This window comes from Aminobacter sp. P9b, from assembly GCF_045345995.1.
Lineage (GTDB): Bacteria > Pseudomonadota > Alphaproteobacteria > Rhizobiales > Rhizobiaceae > Aminobacter > Aminobacter niigataensis.
Window position 1 is genome coordinate 4,454,280 of sequence record NZ_CP150082.1, and the last position, 16,482, is coordinate 4,470,761.

Annotated in this window: 17 protein-coding genes and 1 riboswitch; of the genes, 8 read left to right on the top strand and 9 right to left on the bottom strand. The window is 64.4% G+C overall.

Going from position 1 to position 16,482, the window contains the following annotated elements:
* Positions 1-5: 5 nt before the first annotated feature.
* The 3 genes from WHT83_RS21990 (at position 6) to WHT83_RS22000 (ending at position 2,966) form a co-directional block, all read left to right on the top strand.
* Positions 6-419, top strand: a complete 414-nt coding sequence (locus WHT83_RS21990) for an endonuclease domain-containing protein (RefSeq protein ID WP_406874035.1) — start codon at positions 6-8, stop codon at positions 417-419.
* A gap of 124 nt (positions 420-543) precedes the next feature.
* Positions 544-1,830, top strand: coding sequence for a DUF6638 family protein (locus tag WHT83_RS21995; RefSeq protein WP_406872386.1), 1,287 nt, complete (start codon positions 544-546; stop codon positions 1,828-1,830).
* 11 nt (positions 1,831-1,841) lie between these two features.
* A complete protein-coding gene (locus WHT83_RS22000) occupies positions 1,842-2,966 on the top strand; it encodes a DUF2333 family protein (RefSeq protein WP_406872387.1) in 1,125 nt (374 codons plus the stop codon).
* A 29-nt stretch (positions 2,967-2,995) separates the two neighbouring features.
* Here WHT83_RS22000 and WHT83_RS22005 read toward each other — a convergent pair whose 3' ends face one another.
* Both WHT83_RS22005 and WHT83_RS22010 read right to left on the bottom strand, forming a co-directional pair.
* Entirely contained in the window at positions 2,996-3,232 is a 237-nt protein-coding gene (locus tag WHT83_RS22005) for a DUF4926 domain-containing protein (RefSeq protein WP_406872388.1), read from the bottom strand.
* Positions 3,232-3,555, bottom strand: coding sequence for a DUF6883 domain-containing protein (locus tag WHT83_RS22010; RefSeq protein ID WP_406872389.1), 324 nt, complete (start codon positions 3,553-3,555; stop codon positions 3,232-3,234). The genes WHT83_RS22005 and WHT83_RS22010 overlap by 1 nt, the downstream gene beginning before the upstream one ends.
* Positions 3,556-3,756: 201 nt before the next feature.
* Between WHT83_RS22010 and WHT83_RS22015 the strand changes: the two genes are divergently transcribed.
* On the top strand, positions 3,757-5,436 hold the full coding sequence (locus WHT83_RS22015; protein ID WP_108607261.1) for a formate--tetrahydrofolate ligase: 1,680 nt from the start codon (positions 3,757-3,759) through the stop codon (positions 5,434-5,436).
* A 67-nt stretch (positions 5,437-5,503) separates the two neighbouring features.
* Here the strand turns inward: WHT83_RS22015 and WHT83_RS22020 are convergent, their stop codons facing one another.
* On the bottom strand, positions 5,504-6,676 hold the full coding sequence (locus WHT83_RS22020; RefSeq protein ID WP_406872390.1) for an acyl-CoA dehydrogenase family protein: 1,173 nt from the start codon (positions 6,674-6,676) through the stop codon (positions 5,504-5,506).
* A gap of 138 nt (positions 6,677-6,814) precedes the next feature.
* On the opposite strand from WHT83_RS22020, the gene WHT83_RS22025 reads away from it, so the two are divergent.
* Complete coding sequence (locus tag WHT83_RS22025; RefSeq protein ID WP_108607259.1) at positions 6,815-7,507, top strand: helix-turn-helix domain-containing protein; 693 nt, start codon at positions 6,815-6,817, stop codon at positions 7,505-7,507.
* Here the strand turns inward: WHT83_RS22025 and WHT83_RS22030 are convergent.
* The 3 genes from WHT83_RS22030 to WHT83_RS22040 form a co-directional block, all read right to left on the bottom strand.
* Positions 7,504-7,980, bottom strand: a complete 477-nt coding sequence (locus tag WHT83_RS22030; RefSeq protein ID WP_318763958.1) for a GFA family protein — start codon at positions 7,978-7,980, stop codon at positions 7,504-7,506. The genes WHT83_RS22025 and WHT83_RS22030 overlap by 4 nt on opposite strands.
* A 158-nt stretch (positions 7,981-8,138) precedes the next feature.
* Positions 8,139-8,612 (bottom strand): 6,7-dimethyl-8-ribityllumazine synthase, encoded by a 474-nt coding sequence (locus tag WHT83_RS22035; RefSeq protein ID WP_406872391.1) that lies wholly within the window; start codon positions 8,610-8,612, stop codon positions 8,139-8,141.
* A 76-nt stretch (positions 8,613-8,688) separates the two neighbouring features.
* Positions 8,689-8,835, bottom strand: a riboswitch (FMN riboswitch).
* A gap of 54 nt (positions 8,836-8,889) precedes the next feature.
* The gene (locus WHT83_RS22040; protein WP_406872392.1) at positions 8,890-9,435 is read right to left on the bottom strand and encodes a sugar O-acetyltransferase; all 546 of its coding nucleotides are present in this window, start codon (positions 9,433-9,435) and stop codon (positions 8,890-8,892) included.
* 175 nt (positions 9,436-9,610) lie between these two features.
* Between WHT83_RS22040 and WHT83_RS22045 the strand changes: the two genes are divergently transcribed.
* Together WHT83_RS22045 and WHT83_RS22050 are read left to right on the top strand one after the other, a co-directional pair.
* A complete protein-coding gene (locus WHT83_RS22045; protein ID WP_406872393.1) occupies positions 9,611-10,072 on the top strand; it encodes a DUF4126 domain-containing protein in 462 nt (153 codons plus the stop codon).
* Positions 10,069-11,451: an FAD-containing oxidoreductase gene (locus WHT83_RS22050; RefSeq protein ID WP_406872394.1), complete on the top strand. Its 1,383-nt coding sequence runs from the start codon at positions 10,069-10,071 to the stop codon at positions 11,449-11,451. Before WHT83_RS22045 ends, WHT83_RS22050 begins: the two co-directional genes overlap by 4 nt.
* Positions 11,452-11,493: 42 nt before the next feature.
* Here the strand turns inward: WHT83_RS22050 and WHT83_RS22055 are convergent, their stop codons facing one another.
* Together WHT83_RS22055 and WHT83_RS22060 are read right to left on the bottom strand one after the other, a co-directional pair.
* Positions 11,494-12,261: an isocitrate lyase/phosphoenolpyruvate mutase family protein gene (locus tag WHT83_RS22055; RefSeq protein ID WP_183264317.1), complete on the bottom strand. Its 768-nt coding sequence runs from the start codon at positions 12,259-12,261 to the stop codon at positions 11,494-11,496.
* A 94-nt stretch (positions 12,262-12,355) separates the two neighbouring features.
* Positions 12,356-12,811 (bottom strand): MarR family winged helix-turn-helix transcriptional regulator, encoded by a 456-nt coding sequence (locus WHT83_RS22060; RefSeq protein ID WP_406872395.1) that lies wholly within the window; start codon positions 12,809-12,811, stop codon positions 12,356-12,358.
* A 236-nt stretch (positions 12,812-13,047) separates the two neighbouring features.
* Here WHT83_RS22060 and WHT83_RS22065 point away from each other — a divergent pair, with 236 nt between their 5' ends.
* Positions 13,048-15,474, top strand: a complete 2,427-nt coding sequence (locus WHT83_RS22065) for a membrane-bound PQQ-dependent dehydrogenase, glucose/quinate/shikimate family (RefSeq protein ID WP_406872396.1) — start codon at positions 13,048-13,050, stop codon at positions 15,472-15,474.
* A gap of 47 nt (positions 15,475-15,521) precedes the next feature.
* On the opposite strand, the gene WHT83_RS22070 is transcribed toward WHT83_RS22065, so the two are convergent.
* Positions 15,522-16,427 (bottom strand): DMT family transporter, encoded by a 906-nt coding sequence (locus WHT83_RS22070; RefSeq protein ID WP_406872397.1) that lies wholly within the window; start codon positions 16,425-16,427, stop codon positions 15,522-15,524.
* Positions 16,428-16,482: the final 55 nt, after the last annotated feature.

Genomic DNA, 16,482 nt, shown 5'->3' on the forward strand with positions numbered 1-16,482 from the left:
ATCTGATGCGTGGCCCACAACCTGCCAGAACCAACAGAGCGCGTTCGCTTCGTAAGGCTGACAACGATGCCGAGCAGGCGCTTTGGCTGGCTATCAAGAATCGGCAACTCGGCGGCGCGAAGTTCACCCGGCAGCTGCCAATTGGCTCTTACTTTGCCGACTTCGCGTGCCGGGAAGAACATCTTGTTGTTGAACTAGACGGCAGCCACCATGCGGAAAGCGTCTATGATCGCAGCCGTGATCAATTCATGTTGGCGCACGGCTGGTCAGTCCTGCGGTTTTGGAACGTTGATGCGCTGCGTGAAGTAGACAAGGTGGTCGACACTATACTTGCGGTCCTGGAACGACGGCTCGACGCCACTGAGACGTGGGAGTTGCGCTTCATGCCCGCAGCGAACTATCGGGAGACCGTATCTTGAAGGCCGCAGCCGCCCCTCACCCTTACCCTCTCCCCGTGAAGGACGGGGAGAGGGAGTCGTCAACGTTCACGCCCCCCTCTCCCCGTCCTTCACGGGGAGAGGGTAAGGGTGAGGAGCAATCCTAATGGACCTCCTGCGCGACAACGAACTCATTTACGGCCGGCTGTTGCCGGTCGACGAACCGCATCTGATCGACCGCTACAACAAGGCGCTGACCGCCTTCGGGCTGAAACCGACCAAGCTCAAGAGCTTCGAGATCGACCGCACCGGCTTTTCGCCCGAGATCGCCGAGGAGCTGGGCGACTACCAGTATCTCGACCCCAACGAGGTCAACCGCCGCTTCATCATCCTGACGCCGTCGCAGATCGACCTGCCGGTCGTGCACACGGCGTTTTCCAACACCTCGCAGCTGGTCTTCGAGTTCATGACCAAGAACCAGCGCGCCATCGACGCGCTGACGATCAAGGACGTGATCTACGGCGAGATCGAGGATTCGGTGTCCAAGGTCGAGGACATCGAGGACCTGTTGTCGATCAACCAGGTCGAGTTCCGCGTGCTGTCGGCCGAGGACGTGCTCGGCAAGGCCGCCGAGCTCGGCAAGCTGGTCGACAAGCTAAAGCAGGAGCCCGAGGCCTGGCGCGACGACGAAATGCTCACGCGCATGGTCGAGCTCGCCAAGGTCTGCGGCGACATCCGCGAGAACGCGCTGGTGCCGGACCAGGTGATCTTCCGCCACAACGCCTTCTGGACCAGCCATTTCGGCGGGCTCTACGTCTTTGTCGACCGCGACGTGACGACGGTGATCTCCGATCCATCGGCGCCTGGCTTCCGCCGCTCGCGGCCGTGGCAGGTGAGTTACCTGTCGATCCGCGAGGCCGACAAGGTGTTCAAGTTCCTGGCCTCCACCGGGCGGCTCGACCTGCCGCGCGCTTCGTGGATCGAAAGCTCCGGCTATCTCGAGCACCGCGCCGAGATGGCAGTCAGGGCGCTGATCCGCGCCGCCGAGCCGAAGCGCGACCTGGGCAAGGTCGACAAGGTCTGGCTGCAGACCTGGATCCACAGCCATGCCGACGCGATCAACAGCGACGGCACCTTCCCCTTCCTCAACGGCGCCAAGCGCGAGATCTCCCAGCTCGGACAGCTCAGGCTCGAAGACGTGTTTCCGCTGCATCGCTTCCTTGTGGTGCGCGCCAAGCCCGATCATCCCGACGCCTGGCTGACCAACCGGCTGATCTCGGAATTCGTGCCGTCCGACTTCGTGTCGCGCTATGTCTTCAACAAGCAAGGCTTCTACAAGGACTATGAAGAGCTCAGCGAGACCTGGCGATCCAATGTTGTGGACACGTTGAAAAGCTCATATCTGAAAGACAAGGCAGCGTTCCGCGCACAGCTTTACGGCCTGACCGACTGAGGGGGTTCCATATGCTTGATCCGATCGTGAGTTTCTTCACCCGGATATTCCAGTTGATCGGCCGCGGCCTCGGCTTCGTCATCGGCATCCTGCTCTTGCCGTTCATCTGGCTCGGTCGCTGGTACGTCCAGCGCGGCTGGATCCTCAAGAGCGCGCTCGGCGCGGCCATCCTCGGCCTGGTGGCGCTCTACGGTTACTTCGTCTGGAACACGCAGGTCTGGACCAATTTCAACCCCGACTATGTAGCGGCACACAACTTCGAGAACCGCAACGTTTCGGCCGGCGAGCAGGTCGTCGCCGGCGGCGGCACCGACACTGCGCGCACCTGCGGCCGTTCGGCCATCGCCGACATCTCGGCTGAACTGACCAATTTCAACGTCAACGAGAATGCCTGGATCTCGTCGATGATCCTCTACAAGACAGGCCTGTTCGGCCTGTCCTGGGACAAGACGCCGTTCCTCGACAACAAGGCCTCGTTCCAGCGCGGCATCAACCAGGCGATCCGGCGCACGACGACGGAGCTGGCCGACAATCTCGGCCGCGTGCGCGGTACCAGCCAAGTCGATTCCGACCTGCAGGACGCCCGCGGCAACATGCAGTTCGACGAGTACACCTGGTATTTCGGCCTGACCCCGTTCGGTCCGAAGACGCCGACCCCAAGCTACTACCGTTCGGCGATCAAGAGCCTGAACAATTTCAACGGCCGCCTCGAGAAATGCGAAGCGGTGTTCGACGCCCGCGCCGACAACCTGATCCAGTTCATCGACCGCATTTCCAACGACATCGGCGCCACCTCGGCGATCCTCAAGGACCGGGCCGAGAACTTCAACAATGGCTGGTTCGATCCGCGCGCCGACGACCGCTTCTGGTTCGCCTATGGCCAGCTCTACGGCTACTACGGCCTGCTGAAGGCGACCCATGCCGATTTCGAGGACGTGCTGCGCAGCCGCAACCTCGACAATCTGTGGGACACGATGGAGCAGCAGACACGTTCGGCGCTCAACATCCAGCCATTCATCATTTCCAACGGCGCCGAGGATGGCTGGTTCATGCCCTCGCACCTGATCACGATGGGCTTCTACATCCTGCGCGTGCGCTCGAACCTCGTCGAGATCAGCAACGTGCTGAGCAGGTAAGTGAGTAGCGAATAGGCCGCGCCGCCGCGTTACGAGCCGTTGGTGCTTCGGCTGACCGCGAGCTTTTCAGACGCAAGCGGTTCGATCGCCAAGGTGTGGCCGGCCGCGTCGCAGAATTCGACGAGAAGGAATGCGTCCGGCAGTTCTTCGACAACCGTGCCCTGGGTGCCCGCTGGAAGACCCACGGCGGGAAGCCCCTCCAGAAGCTCTACAATATCAAAGAGCTTCGGGACGGATTTGATTTGCAAACGCTCGTTCTGTCGCATCAGACCACCCAGCAGGTTACGAAGCGGGGCACATCGCTTTCGGCCACGATCCATACGGTTCTTACCACGGCTTGGCGTTCGTGTCGCTTGAGGACGAAATCGGCGCGATAACGCGTCCCAAATCGGTCCTTTGCCAGCTCCGCCGCATCGGCCGTCGTTATATTGACCAGAATTTCCCGGCGAAGCCATTGCGCGTCTGCATTCGTCAGTCCCAGCGCCGAGTGAAACACGCGCGCCTTGTGGCGTCCGAGCGGATGGTCGGCATTGAGGCAGTAATTTTCGAGCTTGCGTATATCTAGCTCGGCGGCACTGACGTTCGGCAATCGCATGTCCCCACCGCCCTGCCCGCGTTGTCCGCCCGCAAGACTAAAATATGATCTTGCGTTGCGCAAAGCCCTGTCGCAATCCGTGCATTGGGCGGCTGTTTTGAGACGGCAGCACGGAGTAGTGTCGCGTTTCTATGCGCCCACGAGCATGGGTGCTGCTGCCCGCTCACGCAAAGTCTGAATTCCGGAGGAGCCGTCATGGCCGAGCACAAGACCGACATCCAAATTGCCCGCGCGGCAAACAAGAAACAGATCCAGGAGATCGGCGCCAAGATCGGCATTCCGACCGAGCATCTGCTGCCTTACGGCCACGACAAGGCCAAGATCTCGGCCGAGTTCATCGCCAATGCGCGCAAGAACAAGGACGGCAAGCTGATCCTGGTCACCGCGATCAACCCGACGCCGGCCGGCGAAGGCAAGACCACCACCACCGTCGGTCTCGGCGACGGCCTCAACCGCATCGGCAAGAAGGCCGTGGTCTGCATCCGCGAAGCCTCGCTCGGACCCAACTTCGGCGTCAAGGGCGGTGCAGCGGGCGGCGGTTATGCCCAGGTCGTGCCGATGGAGGACATGAACCTCCACTTCACCGGCGACTTCCACGCCATCACCACCGCCCACAACCTTTTGTCGGCCCTGATCGACAACCACATCTACTGGGGCAACGAGCTCAACATCGACACCCGCCGCGTCGTCTGGCGCCGCGTCATGGACATGAACGACCGCGCCCTGCGCGAGATCAACTGCTCGCTCGGCGGCGTCGCCAACGGTTTCCCGCGTGAAGCCGGCTTCGACATCACGGTTGCCTCGGAAGTCATGGCGATCCTGTGCCTGGCGACCGACCTCAAGGATCTCGAAAAGCGCCTCGGCGACATCATCGTCGCCTACCGCCGCGACAAGAGCGCCGTCTATGCCCGCGACCTCAAGGCCGACGGCGCCATGGCCGTGCTGCTCAAGGACGCGGTCCAGCCGAACCTGGTGCAGACGCTGGAAAACAACCCCGCCTTCGTCCATGGCGGCCCGTTCGCCAACATCGCGCACGGCTGCAACTCGGTGGTCGCCACCACGACCGCGCTGAAGCTCGCCGACTATGTCGTCACCGAAGCCGGCTTCGGTGCCGATCTCGGCGCCGAGAAGTTCTTCGACATCAAGTGCCGCAAGGCTGGCCTCAAGCCCGCCGCGGCGGTCATCGTCGCCACCGTCCGCGCCATGAAGATGAACGGCGGCGTCAAGAAGGAAGACCTCGGCAAGGAAAACGTCGAGGCGGTGAAGAAGGGCTGCGCCAACCTTGGCCGCCACATCGAAAACGTCAAGCAGTTCGGCGTGCCGGCGGTGGTGGCGATCAACCACTTCTACTCCGACACCGACGCCGAGATCGCGGCGATGAAGGAGTATGTCGCGGCGATGGGCGAAGAAGCCATCGTCTGCAAGCACTGGGCCCATGGTTCGGCCGGCATCGAGGAGCTCGCCCACAAGGTGGTCAGCCTCGCCGAGAGCGGCGCCTCGCAGTTCGCCCCGCTCTATCCCGACGACATGAAGCTGTTCGACAAGATCGACACCATCGTCAAGCGCATCTACCGCGGCTCGGAGGCGATCGCCGACAAGTCGGTGCGTGACCAGCTCCATGCCTGGGAAGCCGCCGGCTACGGCCACCTGCCGGTGTGCATGGCCAAGACCCAGTACTCGTTCTCGACCGATCCCAACCTGCGCGGCGCGCCCACCGGCCATGTCGTGTCGGTGCGCGAGGTCAGGCTGTCGGCCGGTGCCGGCTTCATCGTTGCCATCTGCGGTGAGATCATGACCATGCCCGGCCTGCCCAAGGCGCCGTCGTCGGAAAAGATCTTCCTCAACGAGGCAGGTCAGATCGAAGGCCTGTTCTGAGATAAAACGGACTTCCCTAAAAGCTCGGCCGCCGCGACATCGCGGCGGCCGATTTCGTTTGCGCGGATCAGAATATCCCGTTCACCGGCAATCCCAGCGCCATCGCCCCGGCATACTGCGCCTGCGGGCCGGCCTGGAGCGGGTGGAAGCGCGCGCCCTGCATGTCGCGGAAGCGGCGTTCGAGCCCGCGCTCGCGGTAGAAGGACGCCCCGCCCGCGAGTTCCATGGCAAGGTCGACGACTTCGAGGCCGTGGCGCGCGACCAGCGCGCGTCCGATCATCACGTCGTTGACGCTTTCGGCCGAGGGTGCATTGCGTTCGACCGTCTCGATCATCGAGCGGTGGGCCATCTGGGCGGCGCGCAGGGCCGTGTCCATGCGGCCGGCAAGATTGAGCACGCCCTCGCCTCCCGGCTTCTTCCGCGCGATCTCGACGGCGATGTCGCGCGCACTTTCGGCGACGCCGAGATAGACCGCGTAGATCAGCGGGAAGGCAACGGTGGCGATGATCTGGAACACCGGATGCCATTGCCGCGGCGTGCGCGAGAAGCTGACCGCCGCATCGGGGATGAACAGTCCGTCGATGACGACGTCGTTCGAGCCGGTGCCGCGCATGCCGAGCGTGCGCCAGTTGTCCATGACGCTGACCTCGGGCGCCCGCATCGGCGCGCCGAAATGGATGACCTTTTCGGTGCCGTCCTCTTCGCAGAGGATCGCGCCGGTCATCAGGATGTCGCCAGCGACGGCCCCCGAGGTGAATGCCTTGCGCGCGGTGATGCGATAGCCGCCATCGACCTTCTCGGCCTTGCCCGAGCCGCCGATCCAGTCGGACCCGCCGCTGGAAAGGAGGATGATCTTCTCGGCCGCGATACGCTTGAGCAGGGGCTCGACCGCCGCCACCTTCTGGTGACGCCAGCGCCAGGCGGGGATCGCCACCTGATGTGTGTGCATGGCAAAGGCAAGCGCGGTCGAACCGCAGGAATGGGCGAGGATGCGCAGCATGTCGCAAAGTTCGGACACCTCGGCGCCGCCGCCGCCCAGTTCGAGCGGCACGCCGGCTTGAACCAGTCCGGCTTCTTTCAAAAGCACGTAATTCTCAGCGACGAACCGATCGCTCTCGTCGAACTTGGGAGCACGTTCCGCAAGGATCGGAGCCAGTTCATGGGCCGCGCCCACGACATCGGTGGCAACCGGAATGGTCCCACCTGCACTTGCCGTCGCGATGTTTTCAAGACTTCTCATCAAGTCGTCTCCTGGTTGACTGGCAGGTCGGGGTGGAGAATTGCGCCAAAGCCATCGCCGGTCCAGTTCAGGAACTGTACCGGTGCGCCGGGGCGGCTTTTGCGCTATGATCGCCAATTCCTCAGGGAGCGATGCGAGATGAGCGATCGCGGCGGCTACGGCCAGTTCTGCCCGGTTTCGATGGCATCCGAGGTGCTGTGCACGCGCTGGACGGCGCTGGTGGTGCGCGAAATGCTGATGGGATCGAGCCGATTCAACGACTTGCGGCGCGGCGTGCCGAGAATGTCGCCGGCCCTTTTGTCCAAGCGCCTGAAGGAACTCGAACGCGCAGGCGTGGTCCAGACCGGGCGCGGATCGGCTGGGACGGTCGAATACCGGCTGACCGATGCCGGCGAAGACCTGCGCCCGATCATCCTCGGCCTCGGCGAATGGGGCCACCGCTGGGTGGAAAGCCAGCTAACCCTCAGGAATCTCGACCCTTCTCTTCTGATGTGGGACATGCGGCGCAACCTCAATCCCAAGCCGCTGCCGCCGCAGCGCTGCACGATTCACTTTCTGTACCCCGAAGTGGCGAAATCCCAGCAGAATTGGTGGCTGGTGGTCGATGGCGGCGCGGTCGACCTGTGCAATTCGGATCCTGGCTTCGACATCGATCTCGAGGTCAAGGGATCGCTGCGCAGCATGACGTCGGTTTGGATGGGGCTGAGCGCGCTCAGGCAGGAGCTCGATTCAGGTCGCCTCGAGGTCGACGGCGACGACAGGATCGCCCGCGCCATGCAGGCATGGCTCGGCCTCAGCAGCTTCGCGCCGATGGCGCGGAACGTACCTTAGCTCGAGGCCTTCCCCGCTTCCGCCCAGGCCCGGTATTCCCGCATCAGCGGCTCGAGTTCCTCCATCGTGGGGAACTCCGCAAAGCTCCTGGCAGCACCGGTTTCGGCGAAGGCCAGCCTGGTTTTGGTGAAGGTTTCCATGAACGGGCGGAACCACGCCGTCTCCTCCAGCATGGTCGGCCGCACGTTGACGAACCAGTCGACGCCCGCGACTCGGGTGAACATCCATGTCTTGCAGTGATCGCAGAACTGGTGATGCAGGTCCTGGCCATGCCGCCCGCCGATGACGGTCTCGCCTTTGGTGACCGCAAAGCCGTCGGCCGGCACCATCGCCGTCAGCGAATAGGCCGAGGACGACATCTTCTGGCAGCCCGGGCAATGGCATGCGGCGGTGCAGATCGGTGCTTTCGACACCTCGATCTCGACCCGGCCGCAGCGGCAGGTGCCCGTGAGCGGAAGCGGAATGGACGACATGGCGGACTCCCGTCTGAAGTTCGGCGATCATGCAATCCCGCCGCATCGCCGTACAGGGCCAGAGCCAGATTATCGATGCGGCGCGTCGCCTGACCAAATGGAGCCTGCCTGATGCGCGCCCGGCCCTCCCCTGGGGGAGAGCCGGGTGCGTCAGATGGTCAGGCAGTGACCAATTCGCGTGCCTTGAGCAGTTCGACGCAGGCATGGGCCGCTTCGGCACCCTTGACCTTGAAGTGGTCAAAGAAGAAGCGGTGATGCTCGGCGCTGTCATGATAATTGTGCGGGGTCAGCACAGCCGACAGAACCGGCACGCCGGTCTGGAGTTGCACGTTCATCATGCCGTCGAGCACCGCCTGCGCGACGAATTCATGGCGATAGATGCCGCCATTGACGACAAAGGCAGCGCCGAGGATCGCCTGATAGCGGCCCGTTTCGGCGAGCGTCTTGGCAAACAGCGGGATTTCATAGGCGCCGGGCACGTCGAAGACGTCGACGGCGATGCGGCCGCCGCCCAGCTTCTCGATGTCGGCAACGAAGGCATTGATGCATTCGTCGACGATGTCGGCATGCCAGCGTGCGCGGATCACGGCAACGCGGCGGGTATCGAAGTCTTTCGGGGATTGCTGATTCATGGGTCCATCCTTCCGTTTCGAACCAGAATCAGGACGCACGAGACGGAATCCCGGCAGCATGCGCCACCGCTTTCCCGTTCGTTCTCTTCCATCCGGACTATGACCGTCGGCTCCGGAATCACACCGGATCTGCTGACCTTCCCGTTGCCGGAAAGCGCTCGCGGGCTTGAGTTCGAAAACCCTTACCGCCGGTGGGGACTTTCACCCCGCCCTGAGAACATTAACACCTCCGATATGGCGGCAAGGGCCGGCGCTGTCAATCGCAGGAATAATAGTTTCAGCGAACTGGCCGCGCCGGATTGCCGACAACGGTAGCACCTGCCGGCACGTTCTTCGTCACCACCGAGCCGGCGCCGACGATCGCGTTGTCGCCGATCTCGATGCCGCCGAGGATGATGGCGCCGCCGCCGATCCAGACATTTTTGCCGATTGCGACCGGCCGGGCGATCTCCAGCCCGGCGCGGCGATGGACCGGGTCCTTGTGGTGCTCGGGGCAATAGACCTGCACATTGGGCCCGAACATCGTGCCGCCGCCGATGCGCACGGGCGCAGTGTCGAGGATAGTGCAGCCCGCGTTGAGGAACACGCCCTTGCCGAGATGGATGTTGAAGCCATAGGCGCAATGGAACGGCGCTTCGATACGCGCGCCCGCGCCCGCCATACCCAGGAGCGCCTTCAGCTTGGGCGCGATGTCCCCGCGCAATGAAGGCGCAAGCGTACTGTGCTCGAAGATGGCGTTGGCGGCGACAAGGCGCAGCGCGTCGAGTTCGGCATCGACACAATTGTACCACGCGCCGGCGGCCATCTTCTCGCGTTCGCTCATGGCACGATCTCCTCTTCGGTACGAAGCAAAATCACAGAAACACGAGGCTGCAAAAGCTGCCATCTCTGGCCAAACGGACAGGCTGTGCTAGCCTGACGATCTGGCGGCGAGCCGGCAACTGGCGAACTGCACGACAAGAGCATTTTCGGACCAGACACATCCACGGGGACATCGGATGATCTACCTGCTCGCGCTTCTCATCGGAATTGTTACCGGCCTCAGGGCCATGACCGCACCAGCGGCAATCGCCTGGGGCGCCTGGCTCGGCTGGCTGCCCTTAGCCGGCACCTGGGCCAGCTTCATGGGCCACTGGATCACGGTGGCGATCTTCACCGTGCTGGCGCTTGTCGAATTCGTCACCGACCAGTTGCCGTCGACCCCGAGCCGCAAGGTGCCGCAGCAGTTCAGCGCCCGCATCGTCATGGGCGCCCTCGCCGGTGCTGCGATCGGCACCGCCGGCGGCATAATGGTCGGCGGATTGGCGACGGGCATCATCGGCGCGATCTTGGGCACGCTCGGCGGCGCGGAAGTGCGCGGCAGGCTCGCTGCTGCCTTCGGCAAGGACCTGCCGGCCGCGCTGATCGAGGACGCAGTGGCGATCCTCGGCGCCCTTCTGATCGTGAGCGCCGTCGCATGACGGCCGCCCGGAAATTCGACGCCGTCATCATCGGCTGCGGCCAGGGCGGCCCGCCGCTTGCCGGGCGTCTGACGGCAGCGGGCCAGACAGTGGCGCTGATCGAACGCAAGCTGGTCGGCGGCACCTGCGTCAATACCGGCTGCAAGCCGACCAAGACCATGGTGGCCAGCGCCTATGCCGCCCATCTCGCCCGCACCGGCGCCGACTACGGCGTTTCGACCGGCGATGTCTCGGTCGACATGAAGGTCGTGAAGGCCCGCAAGGACAAGGTGACGGTCGATTCCCGGACCAGCCTGGAAGACTGGATCGGCGGCATGAAGGGCTGCACGCTGTTTCGCGGCCACGCCAGCTTCGAAGGATCGCACGAGGTGCGCGTCGGCGACGAACTGCTGCACGGCGAAAGCATCTTCATCAATGTCGGCGGCCGCGCCAACATCCCCGATATGCCGGGGATCGGCGACATCACCTATTTGACCAACACGTCGATGATGGAAGTCGACTTCCTGCCGGAGCATCTGGTTGTGGTCGGCGGCAGCTATATCGGGCTCGAATTCGCCCAGATGTTCCGCCGTTTCGGCGCAAAGGTGACGGTGGTCGAAAAGGGGCCCCGTCTGATCTCGCGCGAGGACGAAGACGTCTCCGAGGCGGTCAAGAGCATCCTCGAAAAAGAGGGCATCAAGCTTAGGCTCAATGCCGAGTGCATCAGCTTCGCGCGGCATCCCGACGGCGTGCAGGTCGGTGTCGACTGCACCAGCGGCGACCGAGCGGTGACGGGCTCGCATGTACTGCTTGCCATTGGGCGAAAACCCAACACCGACGACCTGGGCCTCGACAGAGCGGGTGTCGTCACCGACAAGCGCGGTTATGTCGAAGTCGACGACCAGCTCCGGACCAATGTCCCGCACATCTGGGCTTTGGGCGACTGCAACGGCAAGGGCGCCTTCACCCACACCTCCTACAACGACTTCGAGATCGTCGCCGCCAATCTGCTCGACAAGGACGAGCGCAAGGTCACAGACCGCATCGAGGCCTACGCGCTCTACATCGACCCGCCGCTCGGCCGGGCCGGCATGACCGAGACTGCGGCGCGCAAGTCGGGCCGCAAGGTGCTAGTCGGCCAGCGACCTATGACGCGGGTCGGCCGCGCCGTCGAAAAGGGTGAGACACAGGGCTTCATGAAGATCCTCGTCGACGCCGACAGCAGGGACATCCTCGGCGCATCGGTGCTGGGCACCGGCGGCGACGAGGCGATCCACGCCGTGCTCGACCTGATGTACGCCAAGGCACCAATCGAGACACTGCAGCGCGCGGTCCACATCCACCCGACGGTTTCGGAGCTGCTGCCGACGATCGCCATCGAACTGAAGCCACTGGCATAGGATCGACCCATCCCAAGGTCGGGATGGGCCCTGGCCTGTTGGCTATTCGAAAGCCGCCCTCGCCTTTGCCTCAAGCCATTCGGCCATCTGGCGATACGGCACCGGACCGTAGCTGATGCGGGCGACGCCGAGCTCGGCGAGCTTGGCCTTCGGCGGTACATGCGCGAGCGCGATGATGTTGACCGGCAACTCGGCCTCGCGGCAGAGCCGGCCGATCAGCTTCTCGTCACCGAGACCCGGTGCAAAGAAACCGTGCGCGCCGGCCTTGGCGTAGGCGCGGGCACGCTCGACGGCCTCGTCGACGTGCTTTTCGCCGTGGGTGTCCGGCTTGTTCTTGAGGAAGACGTCGGTGCGGGCGTTGAGGAAGGCCGGCACGCCCGAAGCCTTGATCGCACCGGCTGCCGCAGCCACGCGCTCGGCCTGCAACGCTGTGTCGTGCAGCCCCTCGCCGCCGACGACCTGGTCCTCGAAATTGAAGCCGATGGCACCGGCCTCGATGGCGCGCGAAACCGTCTTGGCCACCTGCTCCGGCACGACGCCGTAGCCGCCCTCGAGGTCCATCGTCACTGGCAGGTCGACGGCAGCGACGATGCGCCTGATATTGTCGAGGGCGACGTCGAGCGGAATCTTCTCGCCGTCGGCAAAACCGAAGGCAGCGGCCACCGGCCAGCTGCCGGTGGCAATCGCCTTGGCGCCGGCCTTGGCGACAATGGCCGCAGTGCCGGGGTCCCAGGCATTGTAGAGCACCACGGGATTGCCCTTCACATGCAGGGCGTGGAAGGCATTTGCCTTGTCGATCTGGCTTGTCATGGAATCTTCCTCGCGGGTTCGGGAGGTTTACAGCCTAGCAGCGCGGCCCGGCTTCGCCATGGCGCAGAACGCGATATCACAGTGGCCAGCACCCTCAGCCAGCGTCCGGGTCAGCGCTCAGCAGCCGCCCCTCGAGCCGCTTCAGCAAGCTGACGGCGGTCCTGAGACCCACGTCGTCTTCGTCGGCGAGCAGATCGGTACGCAGACGCTCGAGAATGCGCTCGATCTCGACGACGCGGGCACGGCCCGCATCGGTCAGGGACAGGATCTTGGCGCGCCGATCACCGGGGTCGCCGACCCGGACGACCAGACCGTCAGCCGCCAAGATATCGACGATACGCACCAGCGACGGGCCCTCGAAGCCGAGATGGTCGGCAATCACGCCTTGGCGGATGTTGTCGCCTAGCCGTGACAGCGTCACCAGCGGCATGGCGGTGGCCTGCGACAGCCCGCAATCGTCGAGCGCGCGGTCGGCGGCGTGCCGCCACAACCGGGCAACCGATACCAAATACTTGCCGAAACTGGCGCGATCGGTGGCCCCATTGGACATTGCCGAAAGATAACATACTATCTATTAGGATGCGATCAGATTCTCGCACGACGCATCGTGCCTGGCGAAGACCAAAACCGGTTTTCGCCTCGACGATGCGCAGGCAGTCACGGGCGGCACCGGTTCCATGCGGACGCAGGGCGAGGAAGCGCCCGCACAGCACCGGCATGACGATCGCAGCCGTCGTCGCCCACAAGGGCGGTGGCGATATGTTCAATCTTCACAGGTAACTACAAATGGCAGAACAACGGACAAGCGGAGGCAGCGGCGGCTGGCTCCTGGTTCTCTTCGGCCTGCTCATGGTCATCATCGGCGCGCCGCTCGTTTATGGCGGCGTCCAGCTGATCGGCCTGGGCGGCTCCTGGTATTACGCACTCGCCGGCCTCGGCGTCATCGCCTCCGGCATTCTCTATGCGCTGCGCCGCAAGCAGGGACTGTGGCTCTACGCCATCGTGTTCCTGGCGACCGTCGCCTGGGCGATCTGGGAATCCGGGCTCGAATTCTGGCCGCTCGTACCACGCCTCGTGGCGCCCGCCGTCATCGCCATCCCGGCGCTGCTCCTGGCTCCGCTGTTTCCGTCAAGCAAGGGCAAGCGCGCTCCCTTCGCGCTCGCCGGCCTGCTTGTCACGGCGCTGGCCGCAACGGCCTTCTATGCCTTCACGCCGCACGGGGTGACGCGCAACGAATTTGCCAAGGACCCCGCGCCTGCCGTTCCCCCGGCCGCTGCAAGCGCCGGTGACTGGCGCTATTACGGCCGCACGCCGGCCGGTACGCGCTATGCCCCGGTCGACCAGATCAACCGCGACAACGTTAACCAGCTCGAAGTCGCCTGGACATTCCGCCATGGCGACACCCCGCAAGGTTCGGCGCAGGACCAGAGCACACCGCTCTTCGTCGGCGACACGCTCTACACCTGCTCGCCCAACAACATCGTCCACGCGCTGAACCCGGACACGGGCGAAGTGAAGTGGAAATACGATCCCAAGGCCAAGTCGCCGCTGTGGCAGCGCTGCCGTGGCGTCAGCTACTACGAACCGGCACTAGCTCCGGTCCAGGCCGAAGCCCCGGCGCCCACCGATCCGCTGACCCCGGCCAGCGTTATCGCGCCCGTGGCCCCCGCCGCCCCGGCATCGAACGCCTGTGCCGCCCGCATCGTCATGACCACCATCGACGCCCGCCTGGTCCAGCTCGACGCCAAGACCGGCAAACTGTGCCAGGACTTCGGCAATGGCGGCATCGTCGATCTCAAGCAGGGCATGGGCGAGATCAAGGACGGCTTCTATTTCCAGACCTCGGCGCCCACCGTCATGCGCGACCTGATCATGGTCGGCGGCTGGGTCTGGGACAATGTCGAGACCGGCGAGCCTTCGGGCGCCGTCCGTGCTTTCTCGGCCCGCACCGGCGAACTGGTCTGGGCCTGGGACCTCGGCAACCCCGCCATCACCAAGCTGCCGCCGGAAGGCGAGAGCTACACGCGCGGCACGCCGAACGTCTGGTCGACGCCGGCCTATGACGAAGCCCTCGGCCTCGTCTACCTGCCGACCGGCAACGCCACCCCGGACTTCTGGGGCGCCCACCGCAGCAAGGCGGCCGAGGAATATTCGGCCGCGGTCGTCGCCCTCGACATGGACACCGGCAAGGAGCGCTGGAAGTTCCAGACCGTGCACCACGACATCTGGGACTATGACGTTCCCGCCCAGCCGGCACTCTATGACGTGCCCGACGGCAAGGGTGGCAAGACCCCTGCCCTGATCCAGCTGACCAAGCGCGGCCAGATCTTCATGCTCGACCGCCGCGACGGCAAGCCGATAGCCGAAGTCGAGGAACGTGCCGTGCCGCAGGGCGCGATGGAAGGCGACTGGACCGCGCCGACCCAACCCTATTCGGTCGGCATGCCTTCGATCGGCACCGAGCCGTTCACCGAGGCGCGCATGTGGGGCGCGACGCCCTACGACCAGCTTTATTGCCGCATCGAGTTCAAGAAGCTGCGCTATGACGGCGAGTTCACGCCGCCGAGGACCGACCGCAGCCTGATCTACCCGGGCTACTATGGCGGCATGAACTGGGGCAGTGCGGCGATCGACGAAGCCCGTGGCCTCTTGATCGTCAACGACATCCGCATGCCGCAGTTCGTGCAGCTCATCGCCCGCGAGGAGGCCGACAACTATGGCGGCTCGGCAGCGCATGACGGCCTGTCGCAGCAGAAGGGCACGCCCTACGGCGCGTTGAAGAACGGCTTCATGTCGCCGCTCGGCGTTCCCTGCCACCAGCCGCCCTACGGCACGATCAGCGCGGTCGACCTCGAGTCGCGTACGCTCGTCTGGCAGGTTCCGGCCGGTACCCTCGAGGACACCGGCCCCCTCGGCATGAAGACCGGGATGCAGATCCCGATCGGCATGCCGACGCTCGGTGGCCCCGTTGCCACCTCGGGCGGCCTCGTCTTCTACGCCGGCACTCAGGACTACTACCTGCGCGCGATCGACGTGGAGACCGGCGAGGAATTGTGGAAGGGCCGCCTGCCAGTCGGCGCCCAGGCCACGCCGATGACCTACGTGTCGCCTGAGACCGGTGCGCAATATGTCGTCATCTCGGCCGGCGGCGCCCGCCAGTCGCCCGATCGCGGCGACTATGTGGTCGCCTACAAGCTGCCCAAGACGAACTGAGTTCTGACGGCATCGATACCGGGAAGGGGCGCCCAGGCGCCCCTTCTTCATTTCTGGCCGACGAAGGCTGTGGAGGCACGCCTGATCGGCAGGCGCCAGCCAAGCTTGACGCCGAGCGTCGCAACCGCAATGAGCGCCATGCCAACGCCTTGCGCCAAGCCGATAGGATGAGCGTAGATCGCCCAGTCGATGATGATGGCGACGACCGGATAGATGAAGGTGAGCACGCCGATGACCGGCGTCGTCAGCCTGGGATAAGACGAAAACATCATCACATAGGCAATGCCGGTGTGCAGCACCCCGATGCCGGCCAGCCAGCCCCATGAGGCGGGCGCGATGTCACTGGCGAAATTGGCGAAGGGCGCGAGCATGACCACGCCGACCGCCGTCTGGCACAACACCGTGACCTCCGGCCGCTGCTCGCCCAGGCCCTTGGCCAGGATCGTCACCACCGCGTAGAGGAAGGCGCCGCCGAGCGCTATGGCGATGCCGATCATCCAGGTCGTCGTGACCGGATTGTCCGAGACGACGAGGCCGCTGGCCAGCACGACGCCGAAGAAGGCAGCCGCCATCCAGGCGACCTGGTCGGCGGTGATGCGCTCCTTGAGAAACAGCACCCCGATCAGCACCACGAAGAACGGCTGGATGTGGTAGACGATGGTCATCACGGCGATCGAGGTCTTGGCGAAGCCCGCGAAGAACGCCGTCCAGCTCAACACCATGCAAACGCCGCAAAGCGCAGCGCGTCCGAGGCGGCCCCAGGACAGCGAGCGATCAGGCAGGTAACCGCGCACGAGGCACCAGGTGCCGAGGAACAGCGAGCCGAACAGGCAGCGCCAGAACACTGTCGTGACCGGGTCGACGCCGGCCTCCGTGACGAAGGCGCCGACGGTGCCGGCAATCGCCATGGCGACGGCGAGGTTGAGGGCGGGAAAGCGGGAAGCGTTGATCATGCTGGTCTTCCTTGGCGATGATCAAGCAAGCCCGCATTGACGATTTCATTCAAAC